Annotated in this window: 14 protein-coding genes and 1 pseudogene; 7 read left to right on the forward strand and 8 right to left on the reverse strand. The window is 37.3% G+C overall.

Annotation, left to right across the window (positions count from 1 at the left end; genetic code table 11):
* The first annotated feature begins 4 nt into the window (after nt 1-4).
* Complete coding sequence (locus C9J31_RS06895; protein ID WP_107949656.1) at nt 5-1,984, forward strand: hydantoinase B/oxoprolinase family protein; 1,980 nt, start codon at nt 5-7, stop codon at nt 1,982-1,984.
* 220 nt (nt 1,985-2,204) lie between these two features.
* On the opposite strand, the gene solA is transcribed toward C9J31_RS06895, so the two are convergent.
* Both solA and C9J31_RS06905 read right to left on the reverse strand, forming a co-directional pair.
* The gene (solA, locus tag C9J31_RS06900; protein WP_107949654.1) at nt 2,205-3,323 is read right to left on the reverse strand and encodes an N-methyl-L-tryptophan oxidase; all 1,119 of its coding nucleotides are present in this window, start codon (nt 3,321-3,323) and stop codon (nt 2,205-2,207) included.
* 556 nt (nt 3,324-3,879) lie between these two features.
* Nucleotides 3,880-4,512, reverse strand: coding sequence for a nitroreductase family protein (locus C9J31_RS06905; protein WP_107949652.1), 633 nt, complete (start codon nt 4,510-4,512; stop codon nt 3,880-3,882).
* A 132-nt stretch (nt 4,513-4,644) separates the two neighbouring features.
* On the opposite strand from C9J31_RS06905, the gene C9J31_RS06910 reads away from it, so the two are divergent.
* The gene (locus tag C9J31_RS06910) at nt 4,645-4,983 is read left to right on the forward strand and encodes a winged helix-turn-helix transcriptional regulator (RefSeq protein ID WP_107949650.1); all 339 of its coding nucleotides are present in this window, start codon (nt 4,645-4,647) and stop codon (nt 4,981-4,983) included.
* A gap of 161 nt (nt 4,984-5,144) precedes the next feature.
* Here C9J31_RS06910 and C9J31_RS06915 read toward each other — a convergent pair whose 3' ends face one another.
* The 5 genes from C9J31_RS06915 to C9J31_RS06935 form a co-directional block, all read right to left on the reverse strand.
* Entirely contained in the window at nt 5,145-6,302 is a 1,158-nt protein-coding gene (locus tag C9J31_RS06915) for an MFS transporter (RefSeq protein ID WP_107949648.1), read from the reverse strand.
* A gap of 1,036 nt (nt 6,303-7,338) precedes the next feature.
* Entirely contained in the window at nt 7,339-7,650 is a 312-nt protein-coding gene (locus C9J31_RS06920) for an ArsR/SmtB family transcription factor (RefSeq protein WP_107925719.1), read from the reverse strand.
* Nucleotides 7,651-7,877: 227 nt separating this feature from the next.
* Nucleotides 7,878-9,230 (reverse strand): uracil-xanthine permease family protein, encoded by a 1,353-nt coding sequence (locus C9J31_RS06925; RefSeq protein WP_107949646.1) that lies wholly within the window; start codon nt 9,228-9,230, stop codon nt 7,878-7,880.
* Between the two features lie 74 nt (nt 9,231-9,304).
* The gene (gene guaD / locus C9J31_RS06930; RefSeq protein WP_107949644.1) at nt 9,305-10,675 is read right to left on the reverse strand and encodes a guanine deaminase; all 1,371 of its coding nucleotides are present in this window, start codon (nt 10,673-10,675) and stop codon (nt 9,305-9,307) included.
* A gap of 392 nt (nt 10,676-11,067) precedes the next feature.
* Complete coding sequence (locus C9J31_RS06935) at nt 11,068-11,958, reverse strand: LysR family transcriptional regulator (RefSeq protein WP_107925660.1); 891 nt, start codon at nt 11,956-11,958, stop codon at nt 11,068-11,070.
* A 114-nt stretch (nt 11,959-12,072) separates the two neighbouring features.
* Between C9J31_RS06935 and C9J31_RS06940 the strand changes: the two genes are divergently transcribed.
* The 4 genes from C9J31_RS06940 to C9J31_RS06955 all read left to right on the forward strand — a co-directional run bounded on the left by C9J31_RS06940 (nt 12,073) and on the right by C9J31_RS06955 (nt 16,052).
* A complete protein-coding gene (locus C9J31_RS06940; RefSeq protein ID WP_107949643.1) occupies nt 12,073-13,275 on the forward strand; it encodes a YbfB/YjiJ family MFS transporter in 1,203 nt (400 codons plus the stop codon).
* Between the two features lie 212 nt (nt 13,276-13,487).
* Nucleotides 13,488-14,249: a class I SAM-dependent methyltransferase gene (locus C9J31_RS06945; RefSeq protein WP_238602105.1), complete on the forward strand. Its 762-nt coding sequence runs from the start codon at nt 13,488-13,490 to the stop codon at nt 14,247-14,249.
* A gap of 34 nt (nt 14,250-14,283) precedes the next feature.
* Nucleotides 14,284-14,805, forward strand: a complete 522-nt coding sequence (locus C9J31_RS06950; RefSeq protein WP_107949641.1) for a DUF6886 family protein — start codon at nt 14,284-14,286, stop codon at nt 14,803-14,805.
* Between the two features lie 794 nt (nt 14,806-15,599).
* On the forward strand, nt 15,600-16,052 hold the full coding sequence (locus C9J31_RS06955; RefSeq protein ID WP_107949639.1) for a 2-thiouracil desulfurase family protein: 453 nt from the start codon (nt 15,600-15,602) through the stop codon (nt 16,050-16,052).
* On the opposite strand, the pseudogene C9J31_RS24225 reads toward C9J31_RS06955, so the two are convergent.
* Nucleotides 16,042-16,176, reverse strand: a pseudogene (locus tag C9J31_RS24225) (IS5/IS1182 family transposase); the annotation flags it as partial. The gene C9J31_RS06955 and the pseudogene C9J31_RS24225 sit on opposite strands and share 11 nt — an antisense overlap.
* Nucleotides 16,177-16,586: 410 nt before the next feature.
* Here C9J31_RS24225 and C9J31_RS06960 point away from each other — a divergent pair.
* Nucleotides 16,587-17,630 (forward strand): Fic family protein, encoded by a 1,044-nt coding sequence (locus C9J31_RS06960; protein ID WP_107924912.1) that lies wholly within the window; start codon nt 16,587-16,589, stop codon nt 17,628-17,630.
* Nucleotides 17,631-18,021 lie beyond the last annotated feature (391 nt).

An 18,021-nucleotide genomic window follows, 5' to 3' on the forward strand; every position in this document is an offset into this window, starting at 1 on the left:
ATCTATGAGTACAACGAAGTTAGTAGTCAATAGAAATGTACAAAATCTAGATCCTGTAACATTTGAAGTTTTAAAAAACGGCTTTGTGAATTTGGTCGATCAAATGGCCGAGCAAATGTTACGTACATGTTATTCGTTTGTTATTTATAACCGAGATTTTAGCTGTGCGTTATGTGATGCGGAGGGAAATACTGTCATGCAAGGAACGCAAGATATTTCCGTTCATGTTGGGACATTGCATTTAACTGCGAAAGCTGTGTTAGAGGATTTTGCAGATGATATTCATCCAGGCGATGTATTTTTAATAAACGATCCATATCGTGGTGGGACACATTTTAGTGACATTCGCGTTATTCTTCCTGTATTCCATGAAGAGAAGCTAATTGCGCTTATGCAAACAAATGGACACTGGGCGGATGTCGGCGGTTCTAACCCAGGATCCTTTGATATTACGGCAAAAGAACATTACGGGGAAGGGTTGCGTATTCCACCTGTACGTATTTATAGTAAAGGTCAATATTTAGCAGATGTCGTGAATATCATTGTGATGAATATGCGTATTTCACAAGAACGTATTGGGGACTTACGTTCACAAGTAGAAGCAGCCAAAGTTGGTGAAAAGCAACTAATAGAGATGATTGAGAAGTATGGTATGGATACAGTGTTATTAGCTTTCGACGAAGTACAAAATTACGTAGAACGTTTAACGAGAGCGAAAATTAAGACATTGCCGCAGGGACAATGGGAAACAGTAGATTATATTGACATGGATCCGCAAATAGGCGATGGTTTGATTCCAATTCGTGTGAAAATGACCATTACAGAGGATGAAATCTTATATGATTTAAGTGGTTCTCATCCTGCTATTAGTTGTTTTTTAAATGCCGGATTCGGTTCAGCACTTTCGGGAACTTATGCAGGGACAAAAACTTTCTTTCCAGAAATCCCATTGAACTCAGGATTCTATCGTGTCGTGAAAATTTATCTTCCAGAAAACTCTGTTGTCAATGCCCCTAGTCCAGTAGCTGTATCGGGCTATTGCTCAGGCTCTTTTGAAAAGATTATGAATGCATGCTTTGAGTTATGGTCGAACATTATGCCTGAGCGTGCCATTGCATGTTCGTTTAACTTAGAGTACTTACTAATTGGGGGCTACGATCAACGACAAAATAGCAGTGGGTACTTTATGTGGTATGACTGGATGGCAGGGGGGCACGGCGGTCGTATTGATCGTGATGGTGCGAACGCTACTTCACCGGTGTTCGGGGTAGGATTGAGTGTCCAGCCATGTGAAGGTCAAGAACGTTTGTCGCCAGTCATTACGACGAAGCATGAAATCATTACAGATTCTGCAGGTCCTGGTAAATATCGTGGTGGCTGTGGTGTTGAAAAGGGAGGCCTTTTAACAGACGTAGACCAGACAGTTATGTCCTATTGCTGTGATCGCTCTCGTTCCATTACTTGGGGAATCATGGGCGGGTTACCCTCTATTGCACAAGGAGCTATCTTGAATCCAAATCAAGAGGGAGAGAAGTTTTTAGGCACGATTTTCTCAAATATTGAAGTGAAAAAGGGAGATTCCTTTACACGTCCTTCAGCAGGAGGGGGCGGTTTAGGCGATCCATTAGAGCGTGATATATACGCTGTTTTAGAGGATGTAATAGATGAATATGTTTCGCTTGAACGTGCGAAGCTTGATTATGGCGTAGTTATCCATGAAATCGATCGCGATATCGATGCATTTGAAATTGATGTTGCTGCTACAGTAAGCGAACGTGATTATATTCGCAAAAATCGTTATCAATGGTTAGAAACAGATCTATTGGAAGTGGAGCAACTGTACAATACAGGCGAAATTAATCAAATGGATGTTGTGCGCCGCTATGGTGTTATCATGGATTACAAAACGAATAAAGCATTGCCAATCTCAACGAAGCAATACAGAGAATCGATGAGAAAGCGCTCTTTAGCTTATTGGTCTTAGTCAGAGAAACAAGCATGGAAAAAGTGTCCATCTGTCAAGAGATGAACACTTTTTTAGATTCAATAAATTGAGCTTAAAACAGCAAGGTTCATCAATTACCATAGCTAAAAAATGATTTTTTAAAAAAAGATGTAAGTATTATTGCCACTCCATTATTAAAAATAATAGTATGTAACAAAAATAATTTGTTCGTCAATATGGAAGTCATTTTGTTGGTTAATTAGCTAAATCGACTGAGCTGAAAGAGTGATAAATCTTGTTTGCTTTCTCCATGAAGGGTAAGGTCCGCTAATACTTCACCAACCGCGCTACTAAATTTAAAGCCATGTCCTGAAAAACCCGCTGCAATCACAATATTTTGATGTTTAGGTAAAAAATCAATAATGAAATCCTCATCAGGTGTCATGGAATATTTGCATGTTTTTCCGAATTTAAGTGCACCATGCTTGGGCATAAAGCGATTGATGAAATTTTGTAAATCCACGGTATCCTGTTCGTCGTATGGACGAAGCGGTTCGTTTAGATTGACAGGCTCACCACCATCATGTCGGCCAAGCTTTAAGCCAGCACCGTTAATGCTTGGGAAGCCATAGTAAGCAGAATCTGCAAATTCAAAACAGTAAGCAGGGAATACATCATCACCATAAAGGGTTTCATCAGCTTCAAACCAAGCAAATGTTTTTCGTGTTGGCGTAACAGGTAAGGAGATATCCATTGTTTGAAGTAACTCTGTTGCCCAAGCACCTGCTGTTACAATCAGCTGCTTGGCCTCATATATGCCTTTTTTCGTATGTACACGCACAATCTCACCGGCATCAATCGACTGTACTTTTTCGTTCGGATGGTATGATGCACCAGCTGCTAAAGCTAACTTTTTATAGGCGTTAATACAAGCTTCCACACGAAGTACACCAGCAGTAGGCTCAAAGCAAGCCACGAAGTTTTCCGGTAATGTTAAGCCAGGCCATTTTTCCATTGCTTCAATAGCTGAATATTGTTGTAATGGTAAATCGTAAAGATCGGCACTTGTTAGGACATTTTGAATAAAAGAATGGCTCACTTCACCGACATTCATAACTCCTGTTTGGTAAAATAATGATGCATTCGTTTGTGCTTCTAGTTCACGCCATAGCTCGCCAGCCCGTTTAACAAGAGGTACATAGCTAGCACCTTCGCCGTAAGCAAAACGAATAATTCTTGTTTCACCATGATGGCTACCTTCTTCATGTGGGGGATCAAAGGTATCAATCATTAATACGTTTTTTCCAGCCTTCGCTAAATAATAGCCCGTTGCCATTCCCATCGAACCAGCACCGATTATAATACAATCATAAGTCATCTAAATCCCTACCTTTTTGCTCAAGTATAACAAAGAATTATAAAACAAAACAGAAATTTTGGAAAAATACATTATTTTATTTGATAAGGAATGTGTGAAAAAAATACAAACTTAGTTCAGTTTGTAGAAAAATTCAAAAGCTTGCGTTTGGTGATAGTCTTTTGTCTTTTATAATGGAAATAGCTGTATAAACCGTTGATTTCCGCTATGGCGGATGCTTTTCGCGGGTATGGCTTCAGACTCCTCATGCATGATCTTCAGCGTCTGCTATTCCCCAGGAAGCTTTGTTTTGTAGCGAAAGGCGAATGCTGTCAGCGACACTCGTTGCCTGCGCCCCAATCGGCTAGTGTCTGTTTAAATAAGAATTATAAAAATATTAAACATGTATTTTGCGGATACGAAAGAAAGGCAATTTTATGAGGGATTAAAAAATTGTCCATACAGAGCTAATTAAATATGGAAAAATCCAGGGTATATATGTAACTAATATTTCTGTTAAAATTTCAAAAGGTATTCTTGAATGTAATCATTCAGAATACCTTTTGTCTACACAAATTTAGATAAAACGAGCAATATCTTCTAATGGCAAACGTGATGAGCCATATGCTGGTGCTGCAGCTTTACCGATAGCGATTAAGACAACAGGGAAGAGATGGTCTGGTAATTCGAATCTTTCAGCAAATTTCACTTTATCAAATCCACCCATTGTCACTGTATCATAACCTTTTTCTTTGGCAATCAGCATGAGTTGCATGGAAATTAAACCTGCATCAAATGTTGCAATGTTTTTTCTAACCTCTAATGGAGCTGCTGGATACGTAGAAAGTGTATTTTGAATCATCAAATTCTTTTGCGCTTCATCCATATGCCCTTCCGCCACATTTTGCGTATAAATTTGCTCAACTTGTTTATACATTTCTGCATTACCTAGAACTGCAATTATTGCAGATGCAGTTTCAACTTGTGCTTGATTGTTAGCAATGGCACGAAGCTCTGTTTTCGTTGCATCATCTTGAATGACAAGAAATCTCCATGCTTGAAGATTGCTAGAAGAAGGTGCAGTTGTGGCTTCTTTTAGGATTTCTTCAAGCTCCACTTGAGGAATTTTGAATGTAGGATCGTATACACGAACAGACTTTCTTTCATGCATAATTGTATATAGTTGAGATTGTGTATGAGTCGTTGACATAATTTCCTCCTTAAAACTTACTAATTGTAAGTTGATGTTTTAAATCTTACCATTAGTAAGTTTATACGTCAAATAAAAAATAATTTTATGTTACAATAGAAGAAAATAAATTCTCAGGCGGGAGGTTATGATATGACTCAACCGAATTGTTCACATATTTGTAGTAGCTATCATCAGGCAATTGAATTTATAGGGAAACGTTGGATGGGTATGATTATTTATACCTTGTTAGCAGGGCCGAAAAGGTATTATGAAATTCATGCTGCTATCCCTGGAATTTCCGATCGTTTGTTAACAGAGCGTTTAAATGAGCTTGTAGATGCTGGACTCATCAATAAAAAATTCATTGATTCCTCCATAAAAAAAGTAGAATATGAGCTGACACCCAATGGCTTAGCGTTCCAAGAAGTTATTCAGTCCATTCAAAAATGGATTGATTTATGTGATTTTGAACAGATAACGAAGAAATAATACGAATAAAACTGGTTAGAATGTCTAACCAGTTTTTATTTTGGAAATGTAAATTATTCACCAGGGAACCTTTCGATTGTTTATAAACGAGAGTGCTTTTTCTATTCTTGTCTATATTTATCTATCTAACGATTTTTGTTAGCTTAATGCATATTGATTCTTTACACATTTGGTTTGAAAATTTGGATTTTTACTATGATTAGTAAGAAGGCAAGCAGTGAAAATATAATCCCAATCCAAATTAAATTATGTATGCCAAAATAAGAGATAAACCAACCACTGACAGCGGCTCCAATGGCAATACCAAGATTGGAAAATGACACAAACAAGCTATTTCCGAATTCTGGTGCTTCACTTGCCTCAGTTGTTAACCATACCTGACTGACAATAAGTCCCCCAGAATGCACAGCACCCCAAATAAATACGATAACAATCATCGGGATGAAATACGAACCCAGATAATAAATAAATAAGTACACGAGTGCAAATAGTAGAGGAAACATGATAACGGTCTTTGTTACACTTTTGTGTAACAAACCTCCAAATAAAAAGTTTCCGAAAATCATGATTGTACCAAAAGCCATCAACATGACACTAATCCATGACCCATTCATATTAGTCACTTGACTTAGATATTCAGCAAAGTAACTGTACACAGAAAACATTGCCGCAAAAATAAAAATAACGGTCAGGATATTTAGCCACAATTGTGGTTTACGTAATATTCCAAGCTGTTTACCATAAGATAATTTTTCAGTAACAGGCAAAGAGGGCAGCCAAGCGAGTATGCCTAAAAAGGCTATTGCACTAACAATAGCTCCAAACAGAAAACCTGCTTCTAATGAAATCTTTTCAGCCAGATACGAAGTCACTGGGACGCCAAAAGCAAATCCTACTGTTATACCGGAGAAAACTTTCGTTACTGCCTTGCTACTCTTTTCCGGAGAGACAAGTTTAGCCGCTGTCACGAGGGCAACTGAAAAAAAGACAGGATGAAAAATAGCAGGGATGATACGGAAAACTAACATTACGTCAAACTTAGTTGTATAGGCATAAACAATATTTGAAATCCCAAAAATAAGAACAGCCGTTAATAGAATGACTTTACGGTTAATACCAGAAGCGAGCAATGTCAGGAATGGACCTGAAATGGCGACGACTAAAGAAAATATACTTACTAGCAATCCGGCCTGTGAAGTTGTTATATTAAATTTTTCAGTAACCTGTGGTAGAACACCTATAATACCCATTTCTGTGGTAATAATGCCGAATACGCCTAGCGCTAAAATACTGATAAGTAACGGGTTAATTTTTTTCATGTTAAATTTTCCTCCAATCATATATACATATCTATAATTGTAGATATGTTAAAACAAAAAAAGCCTCCCTTCCTTTTATCCCGCATTAATGGTCAGTAAGACGCCCATTTCAAGTTGAAAGATTGAAAGATGACAACGAGTCAGCTCGGTGGGTGATAAACTGACCATAAAAGCCCGATTGGTTCAACTAACACTCAGTGGGGATGAAGAAAACCCCTCTGAGTGAAGTTTCACTTTATCCCGCATTAATGGTCAGTAAGACGCCCATTTCAAGTTGAAAGATTGAAAGATGACAACAGTCAGCTCGGTGGGTGATAAACTGACCATAAAAGCCCGATTGGTTCAACTAACACTCAGTGGGGATGAAGAAAACCCCTCTGAGTGAAGTTTCACTTTATCCCGCATTAATGGTCAGTAATGTAAGACGCCCATTTCAAGTTGAAAGATTGAAAGATGACAACAGTCAGCTCGGTGGGTGATAAACTGACCATAAAAGCCCGATTGGTTCAACTAACACTCAGTGGGGATGAAGAAAACCCCTCTGAGTGAAGTTTCACTTTATCCCGCATTAATGGTCAGTAATGTAAGACGCCCATTTCAAGTTGAAAGATTGAAAGATGACAACAGTCAGCTCGGTGGGTGATAAACTGACCATAAAAGCCCGATTGGTTCAACTAACACTCAGTGGGGATGAAGAAAACCCCTCTGAGTGAAGTTTCACTTTATCCCGCATTAATGGTCAGTAATGTAAGACGCCCATTTCAAGTTGAAAGATGACAACGATCAGCTCGGTGGGGCGATAAACTGACCATAAAAGCCCGATTGGTTCAACTAACACTCAGTGGGGATGAAGAAAACCCCTCTGAGTGAAGTTTCACTTTATCCCGCATTAATGGTCAGTAATGTAAGACGCCCATTTCAAGTTGAAAGATGACAACGATCAGCTCGGTGGGGCGATAAACTGACCATAAAAGCCCGATTGGTTCAACTAACACTCAGTGGGGATGAAGAAAATCCCCCTGAGTGAAGTTTCACTTTATAGTTTCTTTTTGATGTACTCAGAAAATTCTTGTATGGTCTTTTCATTTCGACGATAGTATGTCCACTTACCAATTCGTTCAGATTCCAATAAACCAGCTTTTTGCATCGTCAACAAATAACCGGAAATAACAGACTGGGCAAGTCCTGCTTTCGCTTGAATATCGCCTACGCATACACCAATTTTAAAATTGAGGTTTTGTTCTAAATACGGTTTTTCATCGAAGTATTCACTAGGATTCTTTAACCATGACATGATTTGACTTCGAGTTTCGTTTGACAATGCTTTATAAATCAATAAAGGTTCCATGTGCATATTATATCTAATTTTCTAGATTTGTAAATATAAAAAAAGAAAATGGAAGAAAGCTCTGAGGGGGAGGCTAGATGGCTCGTCCGTGGAAAGAAAGAAGCATTTTCCTGACTTGCAAGTTGTTCATGTAATAAAAAATTGATAGCTACAGTATAAAACCACTGCAAAATTTTATTGTAAGCAGAGGTTTTATACGTTCTTTTTATCGTATTAAAGATTTTGTATTATTTAACACTTGGTAATACTTTATTTAATAATATGGCGACTATAGCAGCCGTTGCCACTGGTGAGCCGAATAAATATTGCACAGTTGTTGGTAAAGAATATAAGAAATCATCAGGAAGTAATGTTAAGGCTAGAGTTAAAATCATAGGCACAGCAATGACGTACATTTCCTTTTCACCAATTTTCTCATTTTTCATGACTTGTAAACCACTGATCGCAATGATGCCGCAAACGATGACAAATACACCGCCGATTACTGCTGATGGAATGGCTGAAATTAAAGCAGCTAATTTCCCAGAAAATCCGAATAAAATAAACCAAGCACCCGCAGCAATAAAGACACGGCGGCTGGCAATACCTGTGATAGAAATAACACCTGCATTTGTTGAGTAACCCGTTACAGGAGTTGAACCTAATAACGAAGCGATGAAACAGCCGATGCCTTCTCCAATAACGCCACGGTTAATTTGTTTATCTGTTAATGGTTTGTCGATGACATTACTCACTGCAAACCAAGTACCAGTTGTTTCAGCCATTAACACAATATAAATTATAACCATTGTAATAATTGCAGAAAGATTAAACGAGAAACCGAAGTCTGCAAAAGGAAGTTGTGGCATGCTAAACCATTTTGCTTGTGAAACAGGTGATAAATCTAAAACGCCCATAAAGTTTGCCGAAATACTGCCTACGATTAAAGCAAGAATGACAGAGGTGATACGGAATACACGACCTTTTTTACGGAAGACCGAACCAAGCATCACACAGATAATTAACACAGTTGCTGAAATAAGCGCTAAGTAGATGTTTTGTTTAATCGTAGCACTAGCACCGTTATAAATATTAGAACTTAAGCCAACGGGCATGAGCGAAAGGCCAACGACGAAGATAATTGTCCCGCCGACAACTGGTGGGATGAAGGTCTTCACAATTTTATTGAAAACACCAGTATAGCCTAGAATAATTACTAAAATAGCACCGATTAAGCTGGCGCCTAATACTGAGCTCCAACCAAGTTCCCCACTCCCGCTAGCGGCGTAGATGCCTACAATGGCACCTAGAGGTACATAAGAAGGACCTTGTGCTATCGGAAGTTTCATGCAGAAATGAGTTTGCACGATTGTCGCAATGCCTGCTGCAATAAAGGTTGACTGAATCAAAGCGGTCGATTGCTCTGATTGTAGACCTATTAGCATTGCAATTAGGAATGGTACGACATAGACATCCATAGCCATGACATGTTGTAAACCGAGTAGGGCTGATTGACCAAATGGTACTTTTTCATCGGGTAAAACGGTTAAATGATGCGTATTATTTTTATCGTTACTTTGCTTGTTAATTTGCGTTTCCACTAAGATGCACACCTCGAAATGTTAAGTTATTAATCAAAGATTTCATTGTTCCATATAAATTCATGGTCAATCGTTTATTTAGCTCTTTCATGAACTTTACTACCTTGAACCCAGACTTCACGAATGTTTTCTGGGCGAACAAGATACATGATTTTTTGGAAGATATCGCTTAAATCTTCATGATCATTAAAAATTGGTAGTTTGGCAGATGATAATTTCGTATCGATAATTTGTACATCCCATGTGAAGTTTTCTTGTAAACGTCCAATGGGCAGGCTTAAACTTTCGCCACCACCAGCTGTAGCTAAATAAAATGCTTCATTGATAGTAATTCGAGCATTTGGTACGCCTCGTTTTTCTGCCGGGAGGGTGGCATCCACACCGTCCTCTAGCATTCTAGATGACATGACAGCTTGTCTTACATTATCGAAAAGGCTAGGAGAAAAACCACCAGAAACATCTGATCCTAGACCGATATCCACGCCCTTTGAATGGAACTGCGCAATTGGAATAACACTGTTGGCAAAATAAGCATTGGAGATTGGACAATGGCCAATGGCAGTGCCTGTCTCAGCAAATAAATTTGCATCTTCATCGTTTAAAAAATTACAATGTGCCATCACGGTTTTATCGCCTAACAGACCGAAATCATGTAACGCAAAGGCATCATTTTTCTTGAATCGCTGTTGTACGTAACCATGCTCCCAATCACTTTCACTGCAATGAGACTGGATATGCGTATCGTACTTAGCAGCTAATTCTCCTAAACCTTGCAAAGCGCCATTCGTACAGCTTGGTATAAAACGTGGCGTGACTACCGGATAGACCCCTTGTTTAGTCGATTTCGCTAATGCTTTTACAGCTAAGATAAATTCCTCTGTATCAGCTAACGCAGTTTGGGTATCGGCATCACGGTAAAATGCTGGGTTTTGTTCAGGGTCATCCATCACAACTTTACCAACTAGGCCGCGTTGTCCTTTTTCAGCACATATTTTCGCTAGCAATAAGCTTGCCTCTTTATGAACAGTCGCAAAATAGAGAGAGGTAGTTGTGCCATTTGCAAGTAGCGTGCTAACTAAATCTTCATAGACCTCTTGGGCAAACTGTAAATCAGAGAATTTGGCTTCAATTGGGAAGGTGTATGTGTTCAGCCAGTCATAAAGTGGAATGTCTAATGCAGTTCCGGCTTGTGCCCATTGTGGTGCATGGACATGTAGATCGACAAAGCCAGGTAAAAAATATTGTCCATCTGCTAAATGGTGAAAGTTTTCTTTTCCTTGATATGTATGTAGTAATTTTCGATAATCAGTATGGTCTGGTGCTACAGTTTTTGCGATCATACCGTCAGCGTTGATACAGAATAAATAATCTTTTAAGATTTGTACTTCTTGTGATGACTTACTTGAAAAAGCAGTTCCTTTAAATATTTGCGTATATTCAGACATGGAATTCACCTTAATGTTCGTATTTTGATAATTTCATGGATTATTATAGGGCATTTTAACTGTTAAGTCTATAAAAAACGAATATATATATGGGGGCTATATGTTGGTCAGCGACATGAAAGGTCCATTACACAGCGCAAAAATACGATATACACTATCCTAAAAACTTCGTGAAATATCAGCAAATTTCCCTTTGTACTCGCTTGGTCATCTAGAAATAGAGATATTATAGGACAGACCGCTGTCTAGCGAGAGGAATTTAATGAAAGACAATTTCTCACTCAATTACTGCTAGATGACACATGAAAAAAACTACATTTTTCTTTGTTACGAAAATTTTCATGGTGGCAAATTCATCGTAAAATTAAATCCAAATGTAGTGTGAAAATATTTTATGAAATTGATTGATTGATAAATTCAATAAAGGTATTGAAAGTTGAAGGTGTATTATGTTCATTTTTTCTTGTGCATAGATAAATAGGGCGTTGAATATTCAAATCTTTTACATGCACACGAGCAATCTGTTGTCGTTCCATAAAACTTGAGGCGGCTATAGAAGGTGCAAGCATTGCGCCATAACCAGCTGCAATGGCATGAATGGATTCATTGATGCCATCTAGTTGCAGACCTACTTTTGGTGGAGGTGTCTTATGAACTTTACATAAAGCATTTAAAAATTCTTTCGTGGAACTGCCATCCTCCCTTGAAACAAATGGCTCCTGCATTAATTCGGCTAATGATACTTTTTGTTTAGCAAATGGATGTCCATAAGGCACGATAAACCAATAATCTAAATTCATTAGAAATTTGTAATCGATATCCGGATGGTGGCCATCTTCTTTAACGATAAAAGCCATATCCACTTGATAATGGAGCAACTCTTCAATAACTTGTTGTGAATTGGCAGTTTTTAAATGGATATTTGTAGCAGGGTTTGCCTGCTTATAGGTCGCTAACCATTTAGGTAATAAAAAATGGGATGGAACATGTGTTGAAGCAATTTGTAATTCCTCAATACCCATACATTTTAATTGCTCTAGCTTACTTTCAATATTTGTTTCTAAATCAAATAATCGCTGTGCCTGCGTAAATAAAAATTCTCCATTTTGGGTTAAGGTAATTCCTCTTCCTTTCGATTCAAGCAGTATCATACCTACTTCTTTTTCTAAATTTCTGATTTGGATTGTGACAGCTGGCTGACTAATTCTAAGTATTTGTGCAGCTTTTGACACGCTTTTAAGCTCGGCAACTTTTGTGAATAGTCGGAGTGCATGTAAATTCAAAATATCCCTCCTCATATAAAAAAAATTTATAGATTTATATAAATTATATATTAGATTTATTAATTTACACTAAGTATCCTTTTAGTAACATCAAAATAGAAGGGGGGGGCTAAGATGAATCGTCAGCACATAGGAATTTTATTTGGCGGAGTACTACTACTAGTTGTAGCGATGGGGATAAGTCGTTTTGCTTTCACACCGATACTCCCGTTTATGCGCCATGATGCAGGTTTTTCGTTGGAAGTGGCAGGGTTTTTAGCATCCAGTAATTATATTGGCTATTTTATAGGAGCCTTATGGGCTGGATTCATTTATCGATATAGAAAGAATATTTTACTGCTGAGTGTCGTCTTGAATGTGCTGTCAGTTGTGCTAATGGGAATGATTGAAATATACATGGTGTGGCTTGTTCTGCGTTTAATTGCAGGCATCACAGGGGGACTTATCTTTGTGTTAACATCGAGCATTATTATGGATTATTTGGCGAAGCAATCGTTAACACGCTGGTCTGGCTATTTATTTAGCGGTATCGGGCTGGGCATTGCTATTTCAGGTTTACTAGTGCCTTACTTTGAAGCGCGTTTTGCTTGGCAAGGTACTTGGATAGGTTTAGGTATTTTATCGGCACTATTTTTCATCATTACGTTCGTGCTATGGAGAAACTTACACGTTCATGATGGCATGAAGGTCAAGAAATCCTATGAAACAAAAATGTCACGAGGTTTTATGCCATGGCTCATTGCTGCATATTGCTTCGAGGGGCTAGGCTATATCATCACAGGTACTTTTTTAGTGGATATTATTCATAATATTCCCTCATTACAAGCCTACTCTTCCTACAGTTGGGTCATCGTCGGTGTAGCAGCAATCCCTTCAGCACCTGTGTGGACCGTATTATTAGAGAAGTTTTCGGCCATCAAAATGTTGTATGTGGCGTATATATTCCAAGTAGTTGGTATCCTGTTACCCGTATTTTCACAAACAGTGTGGAGCGTATTATTGTCGTCCTTTTTATTTGGTCTAACATTTGTTGGCATCGTGACGGTAACAACTGCTTATGCACGGCAGCTATTTCCAACTCAAAGTGGAGCCGTTGTTTCCTTACTAACAACGTTCTATGCATTTGGACAAATTATCGGACCAATTATCGCAGGCAAGCTAGTTACAGTTTACAGTAGCTACAAAGCAGCCCTCATATTTGCAGGAGCCATTATCTTGGTTGCATTGATGGTTATGCTATGTGGTAGATGGATAACTGGTAAGCGTCTGGCAACACTAGAAAAAACAATTGCTATTGACACACAATCTAGTCCTTAGTTGGCTAGAGAGCCATTATAGTTAGACCAATTTGAAAAGCCAGAAATCCGATTATGGATTTCTGGCTTGATTTTTTCTTAAAGATGGCGTGCCTCTATCTACATGATATAAAAAAATAAATTATAAGTCTAGTTCTTTTTTTTTGAATATGAAAAAATAAGGGTGTGCACAAGAAACGTAACGTTACGATTAAGTAGAAAAGAGGGCGTACTATGGAAAAAAAAATGACAACTGACGAGGCCATTAAGCGTTGGAATCGCCATGCAGAATGTTTCACAGCAAGCTATGATGAGCATGGTGGCATTCACCGTGAGGTACTGTTAAATCCAGCGATTTTTTCATTGCTAGACAATGTACAAGGAAAAAAGCTCTTAGATGCAGGATGTGGAGAGGGCTATCTAAGCAGAATACTTGCTAAACAAGGAGCTATGATGACTGCCGTTGATTATGCCGAAAAGATGATAGAAATTGCCAAAGAAAGGACGACGAGTAAGGAGGCTATTGTCTATAAACAGGGGAATTGTGAGAAGCTCGATTTTTTAACGGATGCACAATTCGATATGATTGTCTCGAATATGGTACTGCAAGATTTGGAAAATTACGAGGCAGCATTAAGCGAGATGTACCGTCTTTTAAAACAAGGAGGTTCTTTTATTTTTTCAATTCTTCATCCATGTTTTATCACACCTAATAGTGGATGGGAGCGAAATGAGCAAGTGAATAAACAATATTGGAAGGTCCAGCGTTATTTCTATGAAGGCGTATATGATCAAAGATTCCCAATAGATTCAGATGAAAAGATTGTATTTTATCATCGAACATTAACGAGTTATATAAAAGCCATTATCAAAATAGGGTTTACGTTGGAAGACGTTATTGAGCCTATGCCTTCTAAGGAAATGCTAGGTAAGTATCCTCAATTCGAAGAGGATCTACACTGTGCGGATTTCATCGTGTTCAAACTAAGAAAATAGAGGTAAGAATATATAGTTCAAGGGGGTAAGCCATGTGCGGATTTTCCATGTAAGTGAAGAAAGTGATATACAAGTGTTTCAGCCCCGAGTGCCTACTCGAACGGATTTAGATTTTACGAAAGGACTTGTATGGGCTATAGATGATAATTGTTTACCTAATTTTTTAACACCTAGAAATTGTCCTCGTGTTTGCTTTCATAGTGGTGCAAACACTACTGAAATAGATAAACGAACATATCTAACGTCAACATCCTATACACATGTAGTCGTTATAGAAAACAAATGGTTTACTAGAATGAGAAATACTAAATTATTTTTGTATGAATTTGATATCAAGCAATTCACACTACAGGATGAAAATGCAGGCTACTATGTAAGTGAAACAACACAAACACCTATCGCCAAATTTGAAGTGGTTGATCTCTTGCAAGAACAAATTAAACGAAATGTTGAATTACGTTGCGTCGATAACTTGTGGGGTATTTATGATGATATTCAAAAAACAACGTTCAATTGGTCTATGTGTAGAATGCATTTTGCCCAGCCAAGGATATAAAATCTGGGAATTTTTTAGCTACCGCAAGTATTACAAATCAAAAGGCTGTTCCAAAAAGGAAATGCTTTGAAGTAATCTATTATGTCTTGCTGTAAAGGTAAAAATCCGCAATAGTCTTCTGCGAATCATATCGCTGAAAACGAAGCGGATTTTTACCATTTATGAAGAAGGGCGTAATTGTAGAAGCCTTGCTGTTTTTCTGAACGAAATAGTCAAAGCTGTTGTAATGGAGCGGTTGTAAACCCTAACAATGTATAGGTAAACTTGTATTCGTAGTTGATGGATCCATTCAGCATATTGGTAAATAATATTTAACATCGGCTATGCCTAAATTGTTGGGATAGTGTATCCATGATATATCCTTCCAATCAAGAATTCCTTCATCAACTTTAATCCGTAGAGTCAACTATGTTTTTTTCCAGCTTTTCATGTTATGTAGTTAAACTGAAGAAGTATCCATAGCCTAGTGGATGTAAGCTTTACTTAGTTCGAAGGAGTAATACTTTATTTTGATTTTGTTAGCATTAATTATAACAAAATAGTAGAACAAGCCGATAAACGGGTTGTGCTATTAATATAGTTTATCATTTGAATAAGCCTGTAAATTTCTATTGCACCTTACAAAAATATTTCTACAATTAATGGTTGAAGTATCCCAATCGTTAATAAAAGAGTTGGGGAAGGAAGCATTCAGATCAATATGAAAGTTTGTGTCACAAGCTGTTGACGGATTTTTAGTTAAAGTAGATGAAACGTACTACATAACTAGAGTGATAAGGAAATGAGGTGCATGTATGATTTTAATAAGTGCTTGTTTAGCAGGGTTAAAGGTTCGGTATAATGGGACAGATAGTTTAGACGAAAAAATCAAACGGCTTGTGAGAGAAAATGCGGCTGTGACGGTGTGTCCCGAATTAATGGGCGGCTTTTCTACACCACGAGAACCAGCTGAAATTGTTGGAGGAGACGGCGAAGACGTCCTAAACGGTAAAGCGTTTGTGTTAGAAAAATCTGGTCGGGATGTAACAGAACTGTACGTAAAAGGTGCCTACGCGACATTACAGAAAGCAAAAGAAGTAGGCGCTACTACAGTCATATTAAAAGAGTATAGTCCTTCATGTGGGAGTGCTGTGATTTATAATGGTGATTTTAGTAGCACAAAATTAGTTGGAGTAGGTGTTACGACTGCCTTACTTAGAAGAAATAATATAACAGTGCTGTCAGAAGAAAATTATAGTGATTTTTAATTGGATAAATGAATGAAAAATCAATTGCAACTTCTAATTTGCGAACTAATTGTTCTTGGGAACCACTTGATCAATCGGCGTCATTTTAAGTTGTTCGTTCATTTTGTAAGTTTTTCGAAATCATCGCACAACACGTCTTAATTCCTTAGAGAGCAAAAAGCAAGAAGACTCCTGCGGCAAGCGAGTGGCTTTTTCTGGACTTGATTTATCTTACTTTCTACAGTCTGAATTGACTATAATTATGTCTTTTTTCACATCGTCCTTTAAGGGAATAATTACACATTCTAAAATGTATAGGTCTATTTATTAATTTTTGTGACATTTTAATATTCAAACGAATTTGCCGATAAGAATTATGCGTATTTATCTCACACTAGTGCTACATTTATACCCTGAATTAACAAATACAGAATAATAAACGATATTATTTTTGGCATTTTTGTTTAATTTAGTGAAGATTCGCATTTGAAAATAATACTATGTATGATTGTAACAAAGGAAAAGCAAAATGATTTCCCAGAAAGGAGGAACAAAATGAGAAATTTTTTCGAAGACCAGTACATAAATAGTGAGCAACAACTTATAAACTTAGTTAGTGAAATTAGTGAATATAAAGGAAAGTTGACCGCTTACCAAGAGCAAAGACCTGATATATTCACAAGGCTTGAAAAAGCTATACCCCTACACTACATAAAAAACTATATTTCAGTTTATGAGGATATAAAAGTTTCAAATAAGCGATTAAAAGAACTTATTTTAGATGATATGATACCCCAATCAATTTCGGAAGATGCGATATTTTGTTATTATGAAACCCTGACGCTTGTACATAAAAAATCTTGTACTTTTTCTATTTGTCCAGATACTATACAAGAATTGCATTTTCAATTAATTCATTTTAATACCTCTGACAGTGCAAAATGGCGCCAAAAGCCATTTTCTATCCCAGGAATTCCTGAAAAAGGGATGCACACGATTTTTTATCGTCCTCTTCCACCTGAAAATATTCCAATGGCTGTAGAACAATTATGCAACCAGTACAATTTATTAAACTGTAAAAAAGAGATACCTACACTTCTATTAATAGCTCGTTTTATATTGAATCTTTATTGTATTATCCCTTTTAGTCAAGGTAATGGTAGATTAACACTTATGTTAATGCAATTACTATTAGTCAAAAGCGGACATACATTTGTAAAATATGTTTGTTTAGATGAATATATAAAGAATAGAGAGTCAGAATACTATGAAGCCATCTATAAATCATCGGTTAATTGGTACTGTAATGGGCATAATACTAGCTTCTGGTTAAAAAATTTCTTAACTATTATTTTAGAGGCTTATAAAAATCTACATAACAGAGTACTGGATTCTATATGTAGGCATACGAAAATAGAGCGAATTCAGAATTTTATTCATAATCAAAAACAACCTTTTACAAAAGAATGCATTCGTAGCATTTATCCAGATATAGCCGAAAGTACAATTAGTAAAGCTTTATCTGATTTGCAATTAGTAGGTGAAATTAAACTTATTTCAAAAGGGAGAAATGCGCGCTGGATGAAAGTCCAATCTTGAAGTGAAAGGACCGCACAATTCATTTGAGCATAGCCTTTGCATGCATTCTTTGAAACACACAAAATTTAAGAGGATCTACTCGGTTACATAGAGAGAGTATAGTAGGGACGGATTAGTTTACACGTCAGTCCCTTTAATATACATAACTTAAAAATCACTTCATGTAGAAGTTAAAAATAACGCTAATTTAAAAAGCCGGAAAATCATTTGTATGGGCGATTCCGTACATGGATATCAAGCATATGCAGACATGATGTACAAAAATTTGTTACAGATTTAGTGATTGAACATGCGAATAAACGAAAGAGATTAAAGATGGTGGTATGTTTTAATCAGATAAAGGGGGCATGTATGATGGGGACGACTAATTTCAATGGCAGAGGATCAGGGA

It is taken from the genome of Lysinibacillus parviboronicapiens (assembly GCF_003049605.2).
In the GTDB taxonomy this organism is placed as follows: Bacteria; Bacillota; Bacilli; order Bacillales_A; family Planococcaceae; genus Lysinibacillus; species Lysinibacillus parviboronicapiens.